The following is a 20372-nucleotide window of genomic DNA, read 5'->3' as shown; positions in this document are numbered from 1 at the left end:
ATATTTGATGAGAGAATACAACGTTCACGAAGTTTTAGCTATTTTACAAAGGTACTATATAACTGATTCGCCCCAGATGGTATCCAGGTGGATTCGCGATGGTAAAATCCATGGAGTCCGGAGTGAAAATCGGAAAGAAGGCTATAGGGTTTCCGAAGAAGATCTGTTTGAATTTATTGAAGAACAGCGCCCGGGATTACCTTCAATAATGAATGTTTACGATGAATACGTTAAGAACCTTAATCTCGATAAAGGAGAAACCCAAGATAATATCGAGGATCATAAAGAGGATGAAAAGAAAAATGAAATATTTGAATTGCGCAACAGGGTTCAAGAGCTTGAAGATCAGCTAAATGACATGGAACAGGAAAAACAGATCGTTGAAATGAATGTCATTACAAAGATGGAAGAAAACAGCAAGCTGATTAAAGAAAATAATGATCTGAAAGGTGAAGTGGAACTCCTTACTCAATTGTATGAAATAATTGATGAGGAAAACAGGCAATTCAAACAAGCAGCTGCTAAGCCGAAAAAGGATGAAAATAAAAAAGAAAGAAAAAAAGCAGCTGAGAATGACCTGACGATTACAATGGAGGGGTTTAAGTCAATTGGAAACAAATCAATTAAAAAATTTGAACAAAAATTTGACGAAGCTACTTTCGAAACCCACCTCAGTTCCATTTATAAGGAAATCTTTAATGATGGTTTAATAAAGCCCCATTTGTTGGATGCTGACAACAACATTACATGCCCATTTACCCAAAAAAAATATAAGCAGAAAAAGCGCTTTATCGACAATGCAATCGAATACTACTTTGACAATATGGATGAACAAATACATGATCACGAGCAATTAGAATTAAATATGGCAAACGGATAACATAGTTTAGAAGATTGATAATATTCTAGGAAGGTGTTCTTGAATGCGAAGAAATTATCTGATTCTATACATTATTGCTCTATTCACTCTTTCCGCTTGTCAATCAAAAACATTGATATTTAATGGTGAAAGTGAAAATTGGTCCGCAACGGTAACAGTAACGCAAACAGAGGATAAGCAAGAACAAGGCTTTATGCTCAGGTATAAGGGAGAAGATATTAAAAGCGTTGAAGGCAGCGAAATAGGATACAAAATTGAAGACAATACCGGTTCTTCAAGCGGAGCCCAACCGCTAAAAAGCAATGGAGCTATAGAAAGCGAAGGAACTAGCGCTTGCAGTGGCTGTGCTTTTGTTACAGAGGACACCGAAATGAAGTTTACGGTCGAATGGGGTGACCATACAGAAATTATACTTTTACATGCCAGTGATAAGTAAAATGCCCTCCAGCCGCCAGATAAATGAATTTTTTTGAAAACAACCCTACCTGTAGTAGAAGGTTGTTTTTTCACTGAAGAAGCCTAGCCGGAAAAGATGACGAAAAACCAATGGCAAACGATTAAGTGCTGCCATTGGTGACGGATCATGAAGGTATGGATAAAACAATCTCAATATTTTTCTCTTCATATAAAATCACTTTATCCACCAGTGTTTTGACAAGAGATTTTGCTTCAACAACCGGCAGGTTATCAATGGCGTCTATAATGGAAGCCATTTTTTTATTTAATTTATCTTCCAGTTCTGATGTGTCGATCTGGGTTTTGGATGCGGTTCTGTTGGTTGCTTCCTGAATGATCCTATCCATCCTTTCCTTTTCCTCCTGGAGATCTTCGATTTCAATCAGTCCGGCAGCATAGGCATCCACTTTTCTCTTATAACGATTCTTGGCAGAATGAATCTGCTGCATTGATGCATGATCCTCATCATCTTGGATTTGTTTAGCTACTTTATATATATAGGATTGATTCATCGACTGAGATAGCTGCAACAGTCCTTGTTTAAACCAGGTCTCTACATCGGTTGCATTGTACGGCTTGCTCGTACAAGTACCTTTATTCTTATTTGCTGAACAGCGATACACACGTATCCTGTTTGTTTGCGGACCAGACCAGCTTATGCTCATTCCAGCGCCGCAGCGACCGCATTTTAAAAATCCCCCTAATAAGTGAGGACTGGTTTTTGAGCGCGGGTGCACCGGCTTCTTATCCATCATCTTTTGGACCGCACCCCAAGTGATTTCATCAATAATGGCTGGATGGGCATTTTCGACAATAACCCAATCGTCTTTATCTTTTTCGACCTGCTTTTTTTTCGTTCTGTCTACCCGGTTCCATACAAGCGTTCCTTTGTATACGGGATTTGTCAGCATTAGTTTGACGGAACGTATCGACCATTGCTTTTTTTGTTTGGATGGAATGCCTTCCTCATTCAGCTTTTTAGCAATGGAATAAAAACCAAGACCATTGTTCAAATAAAGATCAAAGACTCTTTTAACCACTTTCGACTCCTCATCATTTATTATTAATTCCTTGTTGATTAGGTCATAGCCATAGGGGCTTTGCGTCAGCCACTTCCCGTGATTTGCTCCGTGAAGCATATTTTCAAATACGCGTTCGCGTATACGTTCTCGTTCAAATTCTGCTACGGCACCTAAAACTTGAAGAGTTAACCGTCCTGAAGGTGTATTGGTGTCAAATGACTCGCTGATGGATATAAATGAAACTTTATGTTCTTCGAATAAATCGATGATTTCGAGCAAATGTTTTAGGCGCCGGCTCATCCGGTCAAGCTTTGTTACTAATACTTTCGAAATGAGCCCTTTTTTAACCTTTTCAATAAGCTTTATTAAATGGGGACGATCCATATTCTTGGCGGAATAGCCATCCTCGACAAATACTAACGGGTTTTCACTCCACCCCATGGCTCGGCAATACGATGTTAACCGCTCCTGCTGTTCATCTAGAGAAACACCTTCCCTCGCCTGTTCATCTGTGGATACGCGACAGTAAAGTGCAATAGATCTGCTGGCTTCAATCGTTTGGCTGCTCATCATTTACTCCTCCATGCCTGTTTGTCCATATATATGTAGAAAAAGAGAAAATCATGAAAATATCATTTCAAGGGTTGTCCCATTCGTTCTTCTGCATAGACATGAATAAGGAGGGATTGAATGGACGACCTTAGGGTTCATTTCAGAATCGGCAACATCGGCTTTGATGAATTCTCTGACTTAAATGAAACACACCAGGAAAAAGCGAAACAATTCTTTCAGCTTTGGGAGAAGAAGGTAAGGCATTTTTCAGCGCTCCACTCCTTAAATCAAGAACTGCAAACAGACTCCAGCAAAATCATTCAGGTTTCGGTCGAAACAGAAGAGAGCCTCACCAATACTGGTTAGGCTCTCCTTTTTTTAGATGTTTATTCATTATAGTAAATACTGTGTTCGTATATATGAATAAAAAATCGAATTGTGGAAATAATTAGGATGTAAGCTACTTTTTCAAAAGAAGCTCCAGTCCTTTTTCAAAAGTGGTTAGCAGATACTCAGCTGCTTCCGGATGACTTTGTTCCAACTCTTTTAACCGCATTTTTGCGTGATTAAGACGGGAATCGAGCTCGCTTGCGCTTTCCAATTCAAGCGGCAGCAAGTGAAGCTCAGATTGAAGTTTCTCTAAAAGGGATAACTGAATGGTGTCCGTTTTCCCTGTCTCTAAGTTACTCAGGTAGCCAGGTGAAACGCTAATCTTTTCGGCAAATGCATTTAAACCGATTCCTTTGCTAGTTCGTAAAGTGCGAATACGTTGTCCGATCTCCTGCAGCATTTGGGGTACCTCCGTTCCTTGATAATTAAATATAAGAAATAAGATACTTGTCCTATTCGATAAGCAGCCAGAAAATTCCTTCAACGTTTATGAAAGGGGGATGAATGATGTCGAAAACAAAGAAGCCGAAGAGGAGAATTACTTCGATCCAATATATCCATGATCCGGATGCAGCAAAGGAATGGATGGAATTATTCATGGAAATTACAAAAAAGAAATTTTTAGAAAATGCTTCGAATACAGATAAGTAGAAGCAAAAAATATTCATTTTGAGGGTGAAGGATGAAACAGACAGCTGCTTATTATCGAAGTTCAACAAAGCTCCAGGAAGAATCCGTACCATCACAGCGATACAATATCAGTCAATATGCCTTAAAAAAAGGGATCCTGATTGATAAGGAATATCCAGAGCCGTCCGTTTCAGCAAGATTAAATAAGCTGAACGAAAGACCGCAGATGAAAAAATTAATGACGGACATTCGTAACGGAAAAATCGGCAAGTTACTTGTCTATAAAAGGGACCGTTTGGCGCGGAAGGTGGAGGAGCATCTTGAGCTATACAACCTATTTAAAACCCATGGGGTCGAGGTTCATTTTATTGCAGAAAATGAGCCGCCAATGAGATTTGATATTTTCGGCGAAATGATGGAGTTATTTATTAGCGTTATGAATCAGCGAGAAGGAGAACAAATCAATTTAAGAATTGCCGATACCAAATTGAACAATTTTTTAAGGGGAAGCAGTATCGGTAATCTTCCTTACGGCTACTCATCTGACAAAAAGAAAACAAAAATTATCCGGAATGAAGATGAGCTGCAGATTGTAAAGACCATCTTTACGGAATGGAATACAGATGAATATATAAATATGGAGAAATTGGCTCAGAAATTAAAAGAAGATGGGATTAAACGGCACAGCAAATACTGGACAAGGAATAATATTTCTGATGTGCTGACTAATCCCATTTATATGGGGCTTCGAGTAGCCACCTTTGGTAACCAGCAAGTGTCCCGCTCAGTTGAGGAGCTATCCATTATTACGCCAGAAGCATTTGAGCGTGCACAGCAATTGATCGATAAACGGAAAAAGCCAATTCAGGCAAGAAAAAAATTTCATTACCTGCTGTCAGAAATTATTTGCTGTGATTTGTGTAAAGAGAAAAAGATACTGATAGCCAGCGAAAGAATCAGAAATGGGACGGTATACGCAGCATACGAGTGCAAGGACCACAGCATTATATTGGAACAAGCGGAAATTGAGAATATCGTTTATATAAGAACAAAAGAATTTTTCGGTGAGTTAATCGAGACGAGCTTCGATCAGTTATACGCTGCCCATCTTAAAACAAATCTAGTCAAATTAACAAAACGGCAAACAGTGCTGGAGAAAAAGCTGGAAGCTGCTGAGGAAAAATTAGTCCAAGCAACCAACAGATGGATCAAAAAGGGAAGCGAATCGAATAGGGAAAAGGTTCTAACCTGTTCAAATGATGTGAAAAGAATAAAAGAAAAGATTTTTGATCTGGAGACGAAACGGCTGAAATATACAGAAGTGCCTGATTCTGTGGATGAAATAAAGAATGAGGTGTTAAAAAAGGATACATGGGATTTGCTTCCTTTTCAAAGGAAACAAGAATTAATAAAGGATCTAATCCAGGGCATTTTTGTGGACGATGATTCTATTCGTATTGTATTTAAGCATCCATTTATGGAGGCAAATGAGGTGATTCTGTGATACTATCCGAGTTTTTAAATAAGGAAGGGTTAAAAGGGGTGTTTTATGGCAGGCATTCAACCAATGATCAGAATGTAGATACACAGCGCCATATCTGTTACGAATTTGCCAGCAAATATGGCATTACGATTATGGAAGAATTTGTGGATGAGGGCGTTTCCGCTTTTAAAAAATCCCTTGATAAAAGGCAGCAGCTAGATCTGCTTCGAAAAAAAGCAAGAGAAAGGCATTTTGATTGTGTACTGGTTTATAAGGCGGACAGGCTTGCAAGAAGAATAGACCAGCACATGCAGCTCTGGGGAGAATTTCGGGAATTAGGCATTCCGATTATATTGACAGAATCAGAGAAGCTTTATACAACGGACAGCCCAACTGAAATCATGGTTGAAATTGGTCTAAGTTCACTTGAATCGGAAAACACGCGCATCCGCACCCGGGACAATTACAAATCTTTTACAGCCAAAGGAGATTGGCTTGGTGGTAATCTGCCATATGGATACAAATATGATGTAGATGAAAATGGTGACAGCATTATCGTATCCATTCCTGATCGGATTGAACATGTGAAAGAAATCTTCAATTTATACAGAAGGGGCTACGGGTTTAAGCGGATTTCAAACATAATGAATGAACAGTCTCCAAAAAGAAATGAAACCGGATATGGGAAGTGGGTAGCAGCAAGCATTAAATCCATTATAACCAATCCGTTTTATGCAGGGTACAACACAGCAGAGAGAGTTGTACCTGGGGCGGGAAATTCTATTCAGGATAGAAGCCAATGGACAGTGGGGCAATGCAAAAAAATTCCATCCGTTATTACGGAAGAAGAATGGAATCATTGCATGGAAATTTATGAAAAGAAAAAGGGAGGACAGGTATCACAAAATAGCCTTCTTACACCTTACCTTTTCATTGATGTCCTCTACTGCAAGGATTGCGATGAAAAGGCAATCGGAAAAAACTACACATCAGGAAAGAAGGACAAAAATGGTGAACATTACGGAGGGAAGTATTATATTTGTTCATCGTGTAAACAGAAATGGGGCGTGGAAAAGGTAAATGAGGAACTCATCAAGGAGTTCTTAACCGGCTGGCATTATCAGTTTTTTTCCAAAAAGAAAAAGGAACTTCAAGCTGAGGTTATGGAGGAAGTGCAAAAAGACATTAATGAAATAAAAGCTCATATACAGTCATTGAAAAAGGAACTGTTTTCTTTAACGGATCGGTTAAGGGATGTGGAAACAAAGCAAAAATCATTGATGCAAAAAAATCCTGAACCAGATGAACTTCAGCATGCCTTGGTACAAGTGAGAATTAGCCTGCGCAAGAAAATGAACTATTACGAAAAACTAATTGAACAAAAGGAAAAAGAAATGCAGCAGCTTAACTTGGCATATGGAGATGTTGAGAATTTCAAAACCTTTACCAGCACGCTGACTAATTTTGAATATAATTTTAGCGAGCCGGAATTTAGACGATTAATTCTATTTTTGCTGGATAAAGTCACCGTCAGAGGTCAAGGAGAGGAATACCAATATGAACTTACTGCAAAGGTGGATCTTGATGAAAGAGGGATCATTGAATTCGGATCCCATCCAAGCGAAATTTCATAGAAAGGAAAGGATATGAAAGGTGATATTTTAGAGGGGTATTTTTTATTGGAACCGTCAAAGAACCCTCTTGGTGAATGTACGATTCAAGCAATGAACTTTGCCTTTGCTGTTGTTCAAATAAAGATGGAAGACAACTGCTGGTATCAAGTCATGCTGCAAAAATCCGGAAAGGATGATGAGTGGTGTATCGGGTTTCTTGATATTTTAATGAAGGATGAAAAAAGCATGGGGTATTATCATTTACCAGTACAAAAACGAAGGGAACTTGTCGAGAAAATTATTAGCCATAATCAGTTCAGGTTGCATTTTCTTTTTGTTTGACGGGTGTGGAATATGTAAATATGACAATCAAAATTGAATTTAAACATTGTATAGAAAGAGATAATGGAGAATATTGTATAAGTGGAACGGTACGCATACTAAATGCGCCCATGTTTGTTTTCTTTGCTGTGACCGATAAATCATTTCATATAAATTCTGATAAGGATTTACAAATGATTTATTATAATAGCTTGCACCTCTATCCAGACGAGGGATGGGTTCGGAAGACGATAAAGAAAACGATCCGGTCAAAACGGCTGGATTTAATTTTAAATGATTCAAATGGAAGTAAAAATGCTTTAGGCACTTTTTACTTCCATTTCGGTCGGCGGCTACAAAAGTCTGCGCCTATTCATTAATTATTTCATTGTTTTTGCCAATTCGATCATTTCACTCTTCGTTAATGTTCCGGAATCTATTTCAATAAAAGTATCATCTTGTATCCACCATAATAATCCTCCGGGTGAATTTTCCCATGAGATATACCTGCCCTCATGACCATTTATTAACACGGTATCACCAATATGATAATTGGGCTTGAATTCTTCAATCACCTTTTTAACTTGCTTTTTTTTGGTTGACCAGTCGAGTATTATTTCTTCTTTCTCAATTTAATAACCAGCTGCTTTATGTTCGGTAATTGCAAATTTTAACCTCTCACCATCAAAATAATGTAATCTGACTTCTGGTACTGTTTTGGATAGGTCTAGAGGGAAGGGACTTTTAATTTCAAATGAATCAAATGAAATTTTGTTAGGTAAAAAAAGTTTGAATTCAGTCTTTTGTTTTAGATCTTCTGACAAAGAATTAGCTTTATATCCAATTTGCGCAGACATTTTCTCGAGCGGACCTGCATATGCTGCTCCATTATTTGTCCCGCAAACTAAGGCGCTGGATAAAAGCAATAGAAAAAGAACGATTTTCTTCAATTTCATCACCCTAAATGATATTTAGGTATAGTTTGCCCAGAATGGTCAAAATTGCTGCCTTAGCACGTGGATGATTACCGGCGGTAATAACTGAAAAACCCCTAACCCCCCTGAGTTATTCTTTTTCGCGTCAGACTTTGCATGGGCTTGTCACTTATTTCAGACGAGAGTAACATATTGTCAAGACATCAGTTTAAAACCGAGCCTTACTTGAATAAAGAATTTTTATTAAGCCAATCTTTTTCCATTCTGCCCCAACCGTATAGAGCGAATGAAAACCCCAATAATAAACATGCAATCCAAACAGTTAATAACTCAATAACAATAATTTCTATTTTAAATGAACCTAGAAGAAACCTGATTGTATAGTAATCAAGAACCAACGGAATGGATAATACCAAACCGGATGTCAGAACAAATCGGCTTTTTCCCTTTTTTCTGATTTCCCCCCAGTTAACCAATTATAAATCCCCCAATCACCAATGTTCTTATCATTATGCATATGCCAAGGATTCACTACTTACCTTAAATAAATCAAAGCATCAAGAGGTCTTTTCCCATTTTTCTGTAAATTAGTTATAATTAAATTGAATGTGTGTAGGGGGGAGTTCATGAAAAAAATTAATTCATTTGGTGTTATTATATTATTTTCGTTTTTACTTACATTCGCAGGTTGTTCAAATATGAGTTATCCCTATCCGGAAGATTTGCCTAAAAAAGGGTGGCTTTCAATAATCATCATTCATGCTAATGACGATAAAATGGAAAAACCGGAATTTCTATCCGATCATGTTGATAAGAACATATATAAAATAAATCAGGTTTATTATGAGGGAATTGATGATGTGTACCCAAAATTAAATATCGAAAAAGCGCCTTATTATATATTTCTAGATTACAAAGGAATTGCTTATGAAACTTCTGATCTTGAAAAAGCTCGCACTTTTTATATTAATAATGTTAAGGAAAGGACTGAATGACATTAGCCTAAACTAAACGATAAAAGTTAGTGAAAGAAGAGCTTAAAATGAAGTCAGGAAAACTGTGAAATAGGTGGGAAGGAAATTATGAATTGGGGAGATATGTTAGTCGAATCCAAAGTCTTTGGGGCTATTATAAAAGGAGTCTTTTGGAGTTCTATTGCTGTAGTTTTACTCATTATCTTTATGATAGGTAATTTCCTCTTCAAAATATATATTTTAGATTATAGGTTCGATGATGGGGAAATAAAGCCGCCAATTGAATCCGTAATAAACAATAAATAACTTAATTCAGCTAAGGGGATGATTTACTTGCCTATGGAACAAGAGGTTTATCCAATGTTAGTTTGGGGATTTTCAATTCTTATGTTAATTTCATTAATTTCAATTATTGCTTTGAGGATAAGAAATAAAAACAATAAAAGTGCTTATAATTTATTTATTGCACATTTCATTATCTTTATTTTCGCGGGGATTGCACTTTTAAAGGCGATGAGAATAAATTCGAACACCTATCAAACAATGGCTTCCGAGATCGCTTCTTTATGGATAGGTTCAGCAGGGATTCTCTGGGCTATTAGTATTATTTGTTTATTGGTTGGAATGGCGAAAATTAATTCAGGAAATAAACAATAGTTTTCTATCATTCTAATGCACGAGAAGTTTTATTAGACAAAGGCAATGAAACCTCGTTTAGTACCGGAGAATTTTTATTTGTACATGTTCTTTAGTAAGGGGGGGAATGAAAATCAGTAAAAAGAGAAAATGGCTGTTCAGAATATCAATAGGTTTGAACATATTATTTATCGCAATTTTAGCTTGGGTGATTCTAAAGATGAATTTTGTTAAGGAGCAAGTGCTTGTCACAGAGGTGCAGAATAATTTGGTGGAATTGGAAGGTTTGATTGCGCATCAAGTTGATAATGATTGGTCAGAGCCAAATTTGGTAACAACTGAATTGGGGGATGTATTAAACGGAATTTGGCTTAGCATGACTACTGGTGAACAAATAGGAACGCTTTCTAAAAGCGATAAGAAAACCTTGGAGCATTTATATATTAAATTGAGTCAATATTCGAATGATAGGCTATACAGTTTCGCTAAATTGACCGAAGAGGATAAAAAGGATTTTGAACAGTTAAGAGAAATTCTTCGTGAAGTAGGCTTAGGATTGAATATTACTATTAGTAAAAATATGGATTCCTTTATGAACCAAGCGGAGGAGCTAAATGAAAAGATTAAATCCCCCTTAAATTAACATCTAATTGATATTATGTTAACGGGTCTGTTTATACAGCAATAGCAGGAATGCTTTTAATTAATGTATTAGTTCTTATAAATGGACAATAGATGGGGGAGAAAAATGGGGTATATTAATGGATTACGGAAGTTAATCGGTAGCCAACCAATTATAAGTGTTGGATCAACGGTTATAGTGGTAAATAAAAAAAGGGAAATTTTACTTCAACATCGATCAGATACTTTAGAATGGGGTTTACCAGGAGGCTCAATGGAACTTGGTGAAAGCTTAGAGCAAACTGCTGAGCGCGAACTGTTTGAAGAGACAGGATTAAAAGCAAAGAGTTTAAAGTTTATTGATATCTTGTCGGGGGAAAATCTTTATTTTAAATATCCTAATGGCGACGAAGTCTATAACGTTATATGTGTTTATTTAGCAGAAGGTATAAGTGGTAAGCTAGCTATGAATGATGGCGAAAGTTTGGATTTAAAATATTTCTCCGCTGAAGAATTACCTACTCAACTTGATGAAAGAGCTAGGCTTATTATTGAAAAATATTTTATTTAGGTTATTTTATTTGATGAACATTGTTTCAATAAGAACACAGGAAACCCAAATAGATGGGTTTCCTTTATTTTTTTCTTTGAGGCACATAACCAATCGAATCAGCAATTTCAACTAATATTTCGGGCGTAACCTTGTCGGATACTCTTTTATCAATGCTGATCATATATTGCCAATTGTCCTTTTCAAAAACCAACACATTAAAACCGGAAATAGTCATATATATGGCTTTATTTTTATTCCTTAATTCAAATGTTTCCAGAACGTACCTATCTTTTATTGGGATCTTATGCTTAACTGGTCGCACATTGATTTTATAATGATTTTCGGGGTGTTTATCGCTAATATATTTCATTTCAAATGAATCATTTACTTCCCCTTCTAAATTGCTAAATCTTCCAACACAGTGTGTAAATTCGATTGGAGGAACTCTCAGAGGAAGTTTAAGGCTTTGTTCGAAATGCTTTTCTAATTCATTTACAGCTTCGGGAACCGTATTATATCCAATTTCGGTGAACACTTCCTCAAGCGGCGGAGGTGTGTCACTGGGAACTGTATATGCTGCTCCGGTTTCTGTGCCTAAAAATAATGCGCCGGATAAAAGTAATAAAATAAGGGCGTCTTTATTCATTTTCATCACCTTAAATGATATTTAGGGATAGTTTGCCCTGAATAATCAAAACCATCCATGCAAGTTAAGCACTTACAACTTGCACCCCGGACGGTTGAAAATAAAGAGCACTTCCGCTTATCGCAGAAAATCCTCCCAAGCTTTGTTATCTTTATTTTTGGTCCCTAACGCACTTACTGGCAAAATAGGTAATCAATCGTATCAAGCTCAAATGGCGGTCGGGTCTCTTTGGTACTATGATAGATTAAAATAAAGAAGTTTATTGTAAATGTGAGAAAAAATCTTTTTTAATACGTTGTATAGGGTGTAAAGGCTTTTACAACAAAAATAAGGGGAATTGTTAAATGACGTCAAATGAAACAAATTTTATACAGCGATTGCAACAACAAGAAGAAGACGCGATAGAATTCATAGTTGATAAATATTTGCCATTAGTTAAGGGGATTACATATAAAGTTCTTAGCCCCCTTAATAACAATGGTGTCATGGAAGAATGTATTAATGATATTTTTCTATCAATCTGGGATAATTCGGATAAATTTCATGGCGATTCAAATGATTTTAAGAAATGGATTTGTGCTATTGCTAAGTTTAAATCGATTGATTATTACAGAAAGCTCAGTAAAAAAACAGAAATTCCCTCAAATGATGTACATTTGAATGCAGAAAAATCTGTTGAAGATGAATTGCTTATACAGGAAGACAGAACTGAACTAATCAAGTTAATCAATAATTTAGATCCCATTGAAAGAGAAATTTTTATTATGAAGTTCTTTTTAGGATTAAATACTGCGGAAATTTCATTAAAGCTTGGCTTGACCAAAGCCTCAATAGATAATCGAATTTATCGAGGCAAAAAGAAACTTAATAAAAAAGCTACGAATCTTAAGTTAGGGGAGAATGGGATATGAAAGACATTTATGAATTATTAAATGATATAAACATTGACGAAAGTGGATTTGAAGAAATTGAAGTAAGTGACTTCGAAAAAACAAAAGTAAAAAAAGCTCTGAAGAAATCAATAGGTAAAAGGAACAAAGCGAAGAGTTGGAAAAAGAATGTTGCGGTGGCATCAATTATAGTAGGTTTATCAGCTGCAACATTTGGATTAACATTCCCTGCCTATGCTGGAAACATCCCTGTGATTGAAGATATATTCCGTTTTTTCGACAACAAAAACGAAGGTAATAAAGCGAATTCCAATGAAAGCGATATTACTAAGGAAGAAACTGGATTGTATTATGATTATAAGGAATACTCCAATGAATTAAATATAACTAAGGAAAGTAATGGAGTTAAATTTACTGTTAATGATGCAGTTTTTGATGGGAAAACGGTAACGATCACATATTCTATTGAAAGTGAACAAGATTTAGGTGAACATGCAGGTATTTTTCCTGGTCCTGAAATAACAGGGATGGAAGGTACAGCGGGTACAAACGGAACATCTAAGGTAGATGAAAACAAATATGTAGGCATACTAACAGCAAGTAATTTGGGAGAAAGTAAATTAGATGTTGCTAACATTAAATGGGATATTACGGGCATTCGGAACCCAGATAATCAGACTTGGATAAAAGGAGATTGGAAATTTGCTTTTAGTTTAAATGCTACTGACAATACAATGCAAATAAGTGACAGTAGTTCCGAACAAAACGGAGTAAAAGTAAATATAGGTAAAATTTCGATCACCCCGATGTCTTTTATTATCTATTACGACCAAATGGTTTCTGAAAAGGTAAGAAGCAAATGGGATGGAGTGGATGTTGAATTAGAAATAAAGGATGACTTAGGAAACGTCTACTCGGGTGAAGGCAATGGAGGAAAAGGTGCAGATTCCTATGATATAAGTTGGAGCAAAACATTCGAAAAATTAGACGAAAATGCAACGAAACTTATTGTCATTCCTCATATTACCTTAAGAGATTACAATTCTGATAATTATGGTTCTGTTGAAATAACAAATGATGGACCAAAGAAAGTTCTATTGCCTGACAAATCTGGTAAAGGCAAAGAAGAATTTGTTTTAGAAAATATTATTATTGAATTAAAAAAATAACGTAAATCACTGAAAAGGATTGTCTTTTGTTAAAGGGACAGTTCTTTTAGTTTTTTTAGCGTCAGAGCAAAATAACTAAGTAAATGTCACTTAGATCTAGATGAAAAGTGGAAGTTGATCTAAGGAAAAAGGGAGTATCTTTAAAATTACTCGAGGTTTAGGTGATCGGTGTTCGAATTAATCATAGGAATCTTAGCGGCAATTTAAATCTTTGATCAAAGTATTTTTCAAATTCATATATAGCTTCCGGAACAGATTGATGCAACCTTTAAGCGCCCCACGAAAATAAGCCAAAATGGCAGCTTTGTGAAGATTTATGCTGGCAAGAAGCAATATAAAATTGACCTTTCTAAGTATAATTTTGTCAATCCCCGGTTACTGCATTACAGCATCGAAAGAACTGAGTATCTTATCGAAGATGGGTCCTTTGTAGGGATTGTGGGTGTATATGTGTATCGTGACAATAGCGTTCAGGGCGGCTATTTCGGTCATCTTAAAATTATTTATGGCTGGTTCGGAAAAAACTTTGTCGCAAAGTCAATTAGGTTCGTTCAGGCTAATATTGAAGACTAGCGTAATCAGGAAATATAGAGAGCTAACGAAACACGATTCATTTTCACTGGGTTGTGTTTTTTATTCTGTAATATAGATGGCGTTCTTCAATAAAGTGGATTTTTACGGTAAAGTAAAGAAGCATAGGGGGAGATCAATGTGCAAAAAACGAAAATTAGACTAGGGTTTCCATTATATTTCAGCGTATTATTTATAGTTATCGTTGTTGGAACATCCCCTCTTTTTAATAAATTTGGGTTTTGGAAGTATATTATTATCGGAGTTTCCGTTTCTTTCATATCCTGGCTTTTAGGAAAATTTAATATTCCTGCAAAAAGAGTTGCATTGGGTGTAGGAATACTTATCATTCTATTAGGTTTTATCGTTGGTATCGTATTCGATAAGTTAACTTCGTGACCGCATTTAGCCTCCTTTTACTAATGAGGCTTATTTGTAACGCAGCGGAAAAAGGTGCGTTATCCCTTGGGTTTTAGACCGCGCGCAATTTTCCGGTGAGATGGAGCAATCTGTTATCCGAAAAATTACGATGTATTAGGTAAATTATTGCAGTAACAATACTAAACTATTTATACAGACATTCAGTTAGCTTGATTTGATACTTGCCGGCTTTATTTTTGATTTTCTTAACATTTAAAGCTTGACGCGATTGTTCTTTTAAGTTTGGTTTTTCTTTGAGGTCAAAAATTACTTCTTCACCTACGACTAGTGATTTATATCCATCAACTTGAATACTACTGAAGTGTACCCAAACGTCATCTTCTCCGTCAACGGAAAGCCATCCCCATCCCTCGTCATCATGATAAATTTTACATACTCCTTTAATGTTATACCTCATTTTAACGACCTCCGACATTATGGTTTTAACCTATTCAGTACTTTTTTGATTATCCCAGCATTTTTTAATCGATGATCTGATTAGCAATCTGCATGATTTCTTCTTTATGTTGTTCTACGGGAATGTTCTTATTAACATAAACAACATCATAACTTACATCACCCCGCCGGAAAGACAACGCATTTCCAAGATATTCGCCGGCTACACTATTTTTTAATTCGACTTCTTCAGAATTAGGCATTTGACTGTCGGAAACAGGATAGTTTGCTTTTATCATTAAAATAATATTTTCATCTTTGTTTTCTGAAAAAGTTCTAAACTCCGCCATTAGCTTCTTGCCATCATGTGTTAAGTCATTTATAACTGGAGGTTGAAAAGGCATCGCATTAAATGGTAATTCATCAGGCAGAGTCATATCAAACGGAAGTGCAGCGAGTCCATCTTCTAATGATGCTGCTTCATAAGTTATCGGCATATTTTTCTTTTGTTCCTCCGTTACATCGCTCATTTCTATTTCTTTTAATTTGGATGTATCAAGGGTTCCTCTTTCAGCGCCCTGACAACCAACAAGTAAAAGTAAAATAAGTCCTGAAACTGATAATAATTTTTTCATCTCTACCCCTCCTTGGATTTTTGTAATTGCAATGATTCTGTATGTCGGAGTGTTTCAACTATATCTTTATTTTAACATTTCATTTCCATAACCCTGTAAAAAATCTCCATATGTATGTGATTTTTTATAGAGAAATTGGACATTAGATAAAGAACCGGTATCTCTGTGTTAATATCGTTGAGCCATAAATCAATTAAATTAGGCTTTGCGTACAGTACACTATTTTTCATTTCAGGGAAATAATTATTAATATTTAAAAAAGAGCTTTCATGGGCAAGCAGATATAAAACTATTTGATCAAAATTAACTCTGTAAATTTATTAAGCTACTAAATGCTTACAATCAATTTTATTTGGACAGGCTTAAAAGTTCGGCATAGGGGTAGGAGTAGGCTTTAGTGCATTTTTTTTAGCCCGGCAAAGGGATAGGGCTGGGATCCCAGCCCTATCCCTTTGCCGGACTAAGATTGAATAAAAAAACGGCTTGTCCCATACGTATCAAGGCTTTTCCATCGATTGATATCAAAGGAAAACGTTCGGTGATGAAATTGGTTCGGCGCAGGGGTAGTAATGTTTAATTAGAGTTCGGCATAGGGGTATATACTCTAGTAAAATTACTTGTGCAAGAACAATAACAAAATCCGCTTATGGAATGCCAAAACATTGAGTGGTTGAAGTAATATTGCCCAAGTAATATTAATCAACTAATCTATTAATTGTAATATTACCTTTGTTATAAAACTCTAATAAAATTTCCTTTTTGAAAAGAGAGGGGTTTTTAAATCTCTATTTACTGTTGTTTAAAATCTTTAATCGCTTTACATAAATAAAGTAACACCTGTAAATTTACATAGTTAAAAATATGTACTTATTTTTGTCTTTTTAATTAAACCAAATTTTACTTTAATAAAGCAATCATTGCACTTTAATTTTACCAGGATACCTGTTGAAGGTTAAACAAGTGATCAACACAGAATTTAGTAACGTATCTGGTAATTATAGGAAAGGATACAACCAATTATACGGGTCTTTTATAAAAACTCCATTTCAAAAGCTTTTTGTCATCAACATTAACAATGAACTAAAATGTTGTAACTTTTCACAATGCTCGAACGATTAATAAATGAAAACATAAATGAGGAGGCGAAGTATTGCATAATTTCGAGGACTTAGAAGATAAAATTATTGAAATCTATCGGCAACATTATTTAGATGTGTACAGGTTTCTTATTTGTTTTACTGGAAATCAAAATGATGCAGAAGACTTAACACAAGAAGTATTTATTCGCGTACTTAATAATTTATCTAATTTTACCACTGGCAGCTTAAAGACCTGGATTTTTTCAATAGCAAAACACGCAGCCATTGACCATTATAGAAAGAAAAAATTCTATTCAATATTTAAGGAAGGTTTTTTTAAAAAAATGGCTTCAACTGAAAAAGAACCTAATGAATTAATTGAACAAAATGAGATTAAAAGGCTTGTTCATACCGCTATTTCAAAATTAAAACCGAATTATCGGGCAGTAGTGATCCTCAGAGGCATTAATGAATTTTCAATAAAGGAGACAGCTGAAATTCTTCAATGCAGTGAATCTAAGGTTAAAGTGGATTATCACAGAGCCTTAAAAGAACTTAAAAAGAAACTAAGGATGAATGCAGAGGAGGTTATTGGGAATGCAAACTGATAAGGATTTGTTTGACCTAATTAAAGAATCTTTTCCGCTCGACCCCAGAGAAGACTTTGTATCAGAAACTTCAAAGAAACTGAGACAAATTGCCAGGAAACAAAAAAGAAAAAGAAGAATGATACAATTTTCTTTTGCTTCAACCAGTTTTATAATATGCGCTTTAGCAATTTCCTGGTTTTTCTTTTATGGGGGAAAAGATACAATATCCAATAATCTATACTCCCTTGGAGAAGTAAATTCACCATCTTCAATAAATAGCCAAGATCCTTTAGTTTATATATATCAGACTCACAATAAAGAATCATTTGCAACTGAATCAAAAACAAACGAACCTAGCGAAGCATTTCATGAAAATAAAAATATATCTTTAGTCGGAGAAAGATTAAGCGAATCGTTAAAGAAGAAGAATATTAATTCCATCCACGATAAAACCAATATCATGGGAATTCTAAAAGAGAGAGGTTTATCCTTTACTAAGTCCTATGAGGTATCAAGAAACGTAATAAATACCGCCTTAGAGAAGAACAAAAGTATTAAAATGGTATTTGATATACACCGGGGTGCCGAAAAAAGAAGCGACACAACGATTAACTTAAACGGAAAAGATTACCCAACAGTTGCGTTTATCGTATCTCGGTCAAGCAGCAATTTTGAAGAAAATTTTAAGAATGCAGAGCTCCTCCATAATAAACTTGAACTAAAATATCCTGGCTTATCAAAAGGAGTCATAGTTAAAAACAACCCTAATCAAAATACCTATAATCAAGACCTTTTAGATAACTCCGTTCTGTTAGAAATTGGAGGCTTTGAAAACACGTTGGAAGAAGAATACAGAACCGCAGATATCCTTGCGGAGATTATTAGTGACATTCTAAGGACAAATAAATAAAAAACTGTCGTACCTTTCCAACTAATGAATGCTATTTCAATTAGCGTGAAATAAAACAGCAATTGCTCAGTCCATTTTGGACTGAGCAATTTAGGATTAGATAATTATCCGTAATCCCATCTTTTTCTTTCTTCAGCAAAAATAGTGGATTTTCATGGCAAAGTATACATGCTCAAGGGAGGGGCTAATGAAATGAACGCTATTTTTTCCAAAGGACAAATTTAATTGGATTAGCCATAATGATCACAAATATATATAATAATGGTTAAAATAAATAAGGAAATAAAAAAACAAATAAAATACTCCCCAGAAACGGTGAGTTTTTTGCTTGAATATCTCCAAGCAGTAACTTGTTTACTGAGCTTTCCGTTTTATTAAGTTTTGCAAGTGCGGAGGAAGTTCATATGATTCGAGATGCTGAAAAGTCTTTAACTTAATTTGATCAGGTATTGTTGGTGCTATTTCAAACGTTAACCTGTCCTTTCCTACTGGGTTATGTGCTCCAACTACTGGTGTAGTTTCTAATGTTATTAAAAAATGAAAGGTACGGAACCCACCAATTCTTTTTACATTTACGATTTCAACTTGGTAAGGATAGACCGATGGCGAATAAGTTAAATAGTCAGAGTAATAATTACTTACCGCTTTATCAATTTCTGGACCTAATAAAAGCATTAATATATCATTGACCATCATTTCTTTGGTATCTTGAGGTGGCGTTGTACTTTCATGTTTCCATCCTGTCAGAAGCCAATCAAAAAGCTCAATTGATCTCAATCGAAGCTTTTGATTCTTTTGGGTAAGTATGACATCACCATCTGCCAGCGTACAAAATTTTGTTTGATTTTGAACATGGCAGTCATAAGCAGGTTCTATTATAGCAATATCACCGTTTTTCATTTTAATTTTTAATACGGCAATCGGAGTTTTTTTACTAATTAATTCTAATGTTTCTTTTACATGGCTTGCTGTGTTAATCCATTCAATCACCTTTTGGATGACGAATGCTTCAATACCATCATTTTCATTGAAAGTTCGTGTCCCCCCGGACGTGCGGTTAATTTGCATAGATGCAACATCTTCCCATTTCATTAAAGAATCTGCCTTTACTTGTTGAACCGGAAGGGAAATTCCATTAAAGACCATGATTAATATGGCTAACTTTTTCATTAATTTCTCATCCCCATTGCAGCGTCAAATTTTTTTTATTATTTTCCCTCCAATGAAGATCTTAATGATTGCCATTCTTTTGTAATTAAGCAAAAAAACGATTAAACACCTATGCGAAACGAAGGCTGGGCATCATATTGGCATCAGCGTATACTGCGGGAAATGGATTTAACAAGCGCAGAAGCCCTTGAATTTGCTAAGCTGAATGCAGGTGTTGTCCAGCCGTCAAGAACAAGTATTAATCCATATTACCTCGGATTAAAGATTTTTGAAGATATTGAAGAGAGATATAACAGTCCGACAGAAGAAATGAAGGCTCATGGGATCAAACCCGGATCTGGCCGTGAGAAAATATTTGAAGTGCGTGAAATCGAATCAGATATCTCTTTCCTGCGCAATTACCTGACAAAAGATTTGGTCATGCGTGAGGATATGTATTTATTCCAGAAGCAGGGCAAGGATTATAAGGTTGTCGACAAGCAATGGGAACATGTTCGTGACCAGCTTGTCAATATGCGTGTAAATGGCGGTTTTCCATATCTGACAGTAAATGATGGAGACTATATGAAAAATGGAGAATTGTATTTAAAGCACTGGTTTGAAGGCATCGAGCTGGACCTTAAATATCTTGAAAAAGTCCTCCCATATATCCAGCAGCTTTGGGGACGAAATGTCCATATGGAAACCATTGTTGAGGGGAAAAATATGCTCTTTACTTACGATGGAAAGAGTATTCATAGAAAATATATCTAACAAGGGGCTGTCTGATAAGTCCCTAAATTAAATAAGGGTGGAAGAAAATCAACAAATTTTCTCCACCCTTAATTTTAT

The 20372-nt window shown here is 35.6% G+C and carries 27 protein-coding genes and 1 pseudogene; 19 read left to right on the top strand and 9 right to left on the bottom strand.

Annotated features, from left to right (window positions below):
- Positions 1-7 precede the first annotated feature (7 nt).
- Positions 8-880 (top strand): helix-turn-helix domain-containing protein, encoded by an 873-nt coding sequence (locus AC1Q59_RS20745; RefSeq protein ID WP_492367768.1) that lies wholly within the window; start codon positions 8-10, stop codon positions 878-880.
- A gap of 43 nt (positions 881-923) precedes the next feature.
- Positions 924-1316 (top strand): hypothetical protein, encoded by a 393-nt coding sequence (locus tag AC1Q59_RS20740; RefSeq protein ID WP_492367767.1) that lies wholly within the window; start codon positions 924-926, stop codon positions 1314-1316.
- 145 nt (positions 1317-1461) lie between these two features.
- Here the strand turns inward: AC1Q59_RS20740 and AC1Q59_RS20735 are convergent, their stop codons facing one another.
- The gene (locus tag AC1Q59_RS20735) at positions 1462-2931 is read right to left on the bottom strand and encodes a recombinase family protein (protein WP_492367766.1); all 1470 of its coding nucleotides are present in this window, start codon (positions 2929-2931) and stop codon (positions 1462-1464) included.
- A 117-nt stretch (positions 2932-3048) separates the two neighbouring features.
- On the opposite strand from AC1Q59_RS20735, the gene AC1Q59_RS20730 reads away from it, so the two are divergent.
- A complete protein-coding gene (locus AC1Q59_RS20730; RefSeq protein WP_492367765.1) occupies positions 3049-3276 on the top strand; it encodes a hypothetical protein in 228 nt (75 codons plus the stop codon).
- A gap of 94 nt (positions 3277-3370) precedes the next feature.
- Here AC1Q59_RS20730 and AC1Q59_RS20725 read toward each other — a convergent pair whose 3' ends face one another.
- Positions 3371-3700: a helix-turn-helix domain-containing protein gene (locus AC1Q59_RS20725; RefSeq protein WP_492367764.1), complete on the bottom strand. Its 330-nt coding sequence runs from the start codon at positions 3698-3700 to the stop codon at positions 3371-3373.
- Between the two features lie 104 nt (positions 3701-3804).
- Between AC1Q59_RS20725 and AC1Q59_RS20720 the strand changes: the two genes are divergently transcribed.
- The 4 genes from AC1Q59_RS20720 to AC1Q59_RS20705 are packed head-to-tail and all read left to right on the top strand — an operon-like array spanning position 3805 to position 7368.
- Complete coding sequence (locus AC1Q59_RS20720) at positions 3805-3951, top strand: hypothetical protein (RefSeq protein WP_492367763.1); 147 nt, start codon at positions 3805-3807, stop codon at positions 3949-3951.
- A 31-nt stretch (positions 3952-3982) separates the two neighbouring features.
- Entirely contained in the window at positions 3983-5434 is a 1452-nt protein-coding gene (locus AC1Q59_RS20715; protein ID WP_492367762.1) for a recombinase family protein, read from the top strand.
- On the top strand, positions 5431-7047 hold the full coding sequence (locus AC1Q59_RS20710) for a recombinase family protein (RefSeq protein ID WP_492367761.1): 1617 nt from the start codon (positions 5431-5433) through the stop codon (positions 7045-7047). Before AC1Q59_RS20715 ends, AC1Q59_RS20710 begins: the two co-directional genes overlap by 4 nt.
- Positions 7048-7092: 45 nt before the next feature.
- On the top strand, positions 7093-7368 hold the full coding sequence (locus AC1Q59_RS20705) for a hypothetical protein (protein WP_492367760.1): 276 nt from the start codon (positions 7093-7095) through the stop codon (positions 7366-7368).
- Between the two features lie 359 nt (positions 7369-7727).
- Here the strand turns inward: AC1Q59_RS20705 and AC1Q59_RS20700 are convergent, their stop codons facing one another.
- From AC1Q59_RS20700 to AC1Q59_RS20690, 3 genes are all read right to left on the bottom strand, one after another.
- Complete coding sequence (locus tag AC1Q59_RS20700; protein WP_492367759.1) at positions 7728-7922, bottom strand: DUF4367 domain-containing protein; 195 nt, start codon at positions 7920-7922, stop codon at positions 7728-7730.
- A 57-nt stretch (positions 7923-7979) separates the two neighbouring features.
- Positions 7980-8297, bottom strand: coding sequence for a hypothetical protein (locus tag AC1Q59_RS20695; protein ID WP_492367758.1), 318 nt, complete (start codon positions 8295-8297; stop codon positions 7980-7982).
- A gap of 206 nt (positions 8298-8503) precedes the next feature.
- Complete coding sequence (locus tag AC1Q59_RS20690) at positions 8504-8758, bottom strand: hypothetical protein (RefSeq protein WP_492367757.1); 255 nt, start codon at positions 8756-8758, stop codon at positions 8504-8506.
- A 150-nt stretch (positions 8759-8908) separates the two neighbouring features.
- On the opposite strand from AC1Q59_RS20690, the gene AC1Q59_RS20685 reads away from it, so the two are divergent.
- The 5 genes from AC1Q59_RS20685 (at position 8909) to AC1Q59_RS20665 (ending at position 11084) form a co-directional block, all read left to right on the top strand.
- Entirely contained in the window at positions 8909-9277 is a 369-nt protein-coding gene (locus AC1Q59_RS20685; RefSeq protein WP_492367756.1) for a hypothetical protein, read from the top strand.
- 87 nt (positions 9278-9364) lie between these two features.
- Positions 9365-9562, top strand: coding sequence for a hypothetical protein (locus AC1Q59_RS20680; protein WP_492367755.1), 198 nt, complete (start codon positions 9365-9367; stop codon positions 9560-9562).
- Between the two features lie 27 nt (positions 9563-9589).
- Positions 9590-9913, top strand: a complete 324-nt coding sequence (locus AC1Q59_RS20675) for a hypothetical protein (RefSeq protein ID WP_492367754.1) — start codon at positions 9590-9592, stop codon at positions 9911-9913.
- A gap of 106 nt (positions 9914-10019) precedes the next feature.
- Positions 10020-10535, top strand: a complete 516-nt coding sequence (locus AC1Q59_RS20670) for a hypothetical protein (protein WP_492367753.1) — start codon at positions 10020-10022, stop codon at positions 10533-10535.
- Positions 10536-10640: 105 nt separating this feature from the next.
- The gene (locus tag AC1Q59_RS20665; RefSeq protein WP_492367752.1) at positions 10641-11084 is read left to right on the top strand and encodes an NUDIX hydrolase; all 444 of its coding nucleotides are present in this window, start codon (positions 10641-10643) and stop codon (positions 11082-11084) included.
- 64 nt (positions 11085-11148) lie between these two features.
- Here the strand turns inward: AC1Q59_RS20665 and AC1Q59_RS20660 are convergent, their stop codons facing one another.
- Positions 11149-11712, bottom strand: a complete 564-nt coding sequence (locus AC1Q59_RS20660) for a hypothetical protein (protein ID WP_492367751.1) — start codon at positions 11710-11712, stop codon at positions 11149-11151.
- Positions 11713-12056: 344 nt separating this feature from the next.
- Between AC1Q59_RS20660 and AC1Q59_RS20655 the strand changes: the two genes are divergently transcribed.
- The 4 genes from AC1Q59_RS20655 (at position 12057) to AC1Q59_RS20640 (ending at position 14740) form a co-directional block, all read left to right on the top strand.
- Positions 12057-12623, top strand: a complete 567-nt coding sequence (locus AC1Q59_RS20655; RefSeq protein ID WP_492367750.1) for a sigma-70 family RNA polymerase sigma factor — start codon at positions 12057-12059, stop codon at positions 12621-12623.
- Positions 12620-13771 (top strand): DUF4179 domain-containing protein, encoded by a 1152-nt coding sequence (locus tag AC1Q59_RS20650; protein WP_492367749.1) that lies wholly within the window; start codon positions 12620-12622, stop codon positions 13769-13771. Before AC1Q59_RS20655 ends, AC1Q59_RS20650 begins: the two co-directional genes overlap by 4 nt.
- A 306-nt stretch (positions 13772-14077) precedes the next feature.
- Positions 14078-14344, top strand: a complete 267-nt coding sequence (locus AC1Q59_RS20645) for a hypothetical protein (protein ID WP_492367748.1) — start codon at positions 14078-14080, stop codon at positions 14342-14344.
- Positions 14345-14482: 138 nt separating this feature from the next.
- Positions 14483-14740 carry a hypothetical protein gene (locus AC1Q59_RS20640; RefSeq protein WP_492367747.1) on the top strand — a complete coding sequence of 86 codons (258 nt, stop codon included), beginning with the start codon at positions 14483-14485 and terminating at the stop codon, positions 14738-14740.
- A gap of 166 nt (positions 14741-14906) precedes the next feature.
- Here the strand turns inward: AC1Q59_RS20640 and AC1Q59_RS20635 are convergent, their stop codons facing one another.
- Both AC1Q59_RS20635 and AC1Q59_RS20630 read right to left on the bottom strand, forming a co-directional pair.
- The gene (locus tag AC1Q59_RS20635) at positions 14907-15179 is read right to left on the bottom strand and encodes a cold shock domain-containing protein (RefSeq protein ID WP_492367746.1); all 273 of its coding nucleotides are present in this window, start codon (positions 15177-15179) and stop codon (positions 14907-14909) included.
- Between the two features lie 64 nt (positions 15180-15243).
- Entirely contained in the window at positions 15244-15792 is a 549-nt protein-coding gene (locus tag AC1Q59_RS20630; protein WP_492367745.1) for a hypothetical protein, read from the bottom strand.
- A gap of 1150 nt (positions 15793-16942) precedes the next feature.
- Between AC1Q59_RS20630 and AC1Q59_RS20625 the strand changes: the two genes are divergently transcribed.
- Positions 16943-17479, top strand: coding sequence for an RNA polymerase sigma factor (locus AC1Q59_RS20625; RefSeq protein ID WP_492367744.1), 537 nt, complete (start codon positions 16943-16945; stop codon positions 17477-17479).
- Positions 17469-18371 carry a stage II sporulation protein P gene (gene spoIIP / locus AC1Q59_RS20620; RefSeq protein WP_492367743.1) on the top strand — a complete coding sequence of 301 codons (903 nt, stop codon included), beginning with the start codon at positions 17469-17471 and terminating at the stop codon, positions 18369-18371. Before AC1Q59_RS20625 ends, spoIIP begins: the two co-directional genes overlap by 11 nt.
- Positions 18372-18725: 354 nt before the next feature.
- Here the strand turns inward: spoIIP and AC1Q59_RS20615 are convergent, their stop codons facing one another.
- The gene (locus AC1Q59_RS20615; RefSeq protein WP_492367742.1) at positions 18726-19541 is read right to left on the bottom strand and encodes a DUF3888 domain-containing protein; all 816 of its coding nucleotides are present in this window, start codon (positions 19539-19541) and stop codon (positions 18726-18728) included.
- Positions 19542-19646: 105 nt separating this feature from the next.
- On the opposite strand from AC1Q59_RS20615, the pseudogene AC1Q59_RS20610 reads away from it, so the two are divergent.
- Positions 19647-20294 (top strand): annotated as a pseudogene (locus AC1Q59_RS20610) (SpoVR family protein); the annotation flags it as partial.
- Between the last annotated feature and the right edge of the window lie 78 nt (positions 20295-20372).

Source organism: Cytobacillus sp. MT66 (assembly GCF_058792595.1).
The sequence above is the reverse complement of the archived record's forward strand: the minus strand, read 5'-3'. Positions and strand labels throughout refer to the sequence as shown.

Bases quoted from the DNA above. Each gene is read 5' to 3' on its own strand.
- AC1Q59_RS20745 (WP_492367768.1), top strand. From the start codon at position 8: ATGAGAGAATACAACGTTCACGAAGTTTTAGCTATTTTACAAAGGTAC.
- AC1Q59_RS20740 (WP_492367767.1), top strand. From the start codon at position 924: ATGCGAAGAAATTATCTGATTCTATACATTATTGCTCTATTCACTCTT.
- AC1Q59_RS20735 (WP_492367766.1), bottom strand. From the start codon at position 2,931: ATGATGAGCAGCCAAACGATTGAAGCCAGCAGATCTATTGCACTTTAC.
- AC1Q59_RS20730 (WP_492367765.1), top strand. From the start codon at position 3,049: ATGGACGACCTTAGGGTTCATTTCAGAATCGGCAACATCGGCTTTGAT.
- AC1Q59_RS20725 (WP_492367764.1), bottom strand. From the start codon at position 3,700: ATGCTGCAGGAGATCGGACAACGTATTCGCACTTTACGAACTAGCAAA.
- AC1Q59_RS20720 (WP_492367763.1), top strand. From the start codon at position 3,805: ATGATGTCGAAAACAAAGAAGCCGAAGAGGAGAATTACTTCGATCCAA.
- AC1Q59_RS20715 (WP_492367762.1), top strand. From the start codon at position 3,983: ATGAAACAGACAGCTGCTTATTATCGAAGTTCAACAAAGCTCCAGGAA.
- AC1Q59_RS20685 (WP_492367756.1), top strand. From the start codon at position 8,909: ATGAAAAAAATTAATTCATTTGGTGTTATTATATTATTTTCGTTTTTA.
- AC1Q59_RS20680 (WP_492367755.1), top strand. From the start codon at position 9,365: ATGAATTGGGGAGATATGTTAGTCGAATCCAAAGTCTTTGGGGCTATT.
- AC1Q59_RS20670 (WP_492367753.1), top strand. From the start codon at position 10,020: ATGAAAATCAGTAAAAAGAGAAAATGGCTGTTCAGAATATCAATAGGT.
- AC1Q59_RS20665 (WP_492367752.1), top strand. From the start codon at position 10,641: ATGGGGTATATTAATGGATTACGGAAGTTAATCGGTAGCCAACCAATT.
- AC1Q59_RS20660 (WP_492367751.1), bottom strand. From the start codon at position 11,712: ATGAATAAAGACGCCCTTATTTTATTACTTTTATCCGGCGCATTATTT.
- AC1Q59_RS20655 (WP_492367750.1), top strand. From the start codon at position 12,057: ATGACGTCAAATGAAACAAATTTTATACAGCGATTGCAACAACAAGAA.
- AC1Q59_RS20650 (WP_492367749.1), top strand. From the start codon at position 12,620: ATGAAAGACATTTATGAATTATTAAATGATATAAACATTGACGAAAGT.
- AC1Q59_RS20635 (WP_492367746.1), bottom strand. From the start codon at position 15,179: ATGAGGTATAACATTAAAGGAGTATGTAAAATTTATCATGATGACGAG.
- AC1Q59_RS20630 (WP_492367745.1), bottom strand. From the start codon at position 15,792: ATGAAAAAATTATTATCAGTTTCAGGACTTATTTTACTTTTACTTGTT.
- spoIIP (WP_492367743.1), top strand. From the start codon at position 17,469: ATGCAAACTGATAAGGATTTGTTTGACCTAATTAAAGAATCTTTTCCG.
- AC1Q59_RS20615 (WP_492367742.1), bottom strand. From the start codon at position 19,541: ATGAAAAAGTTAGCCATATTAATCATGGTCTTTAATGGAATTTCCCTT.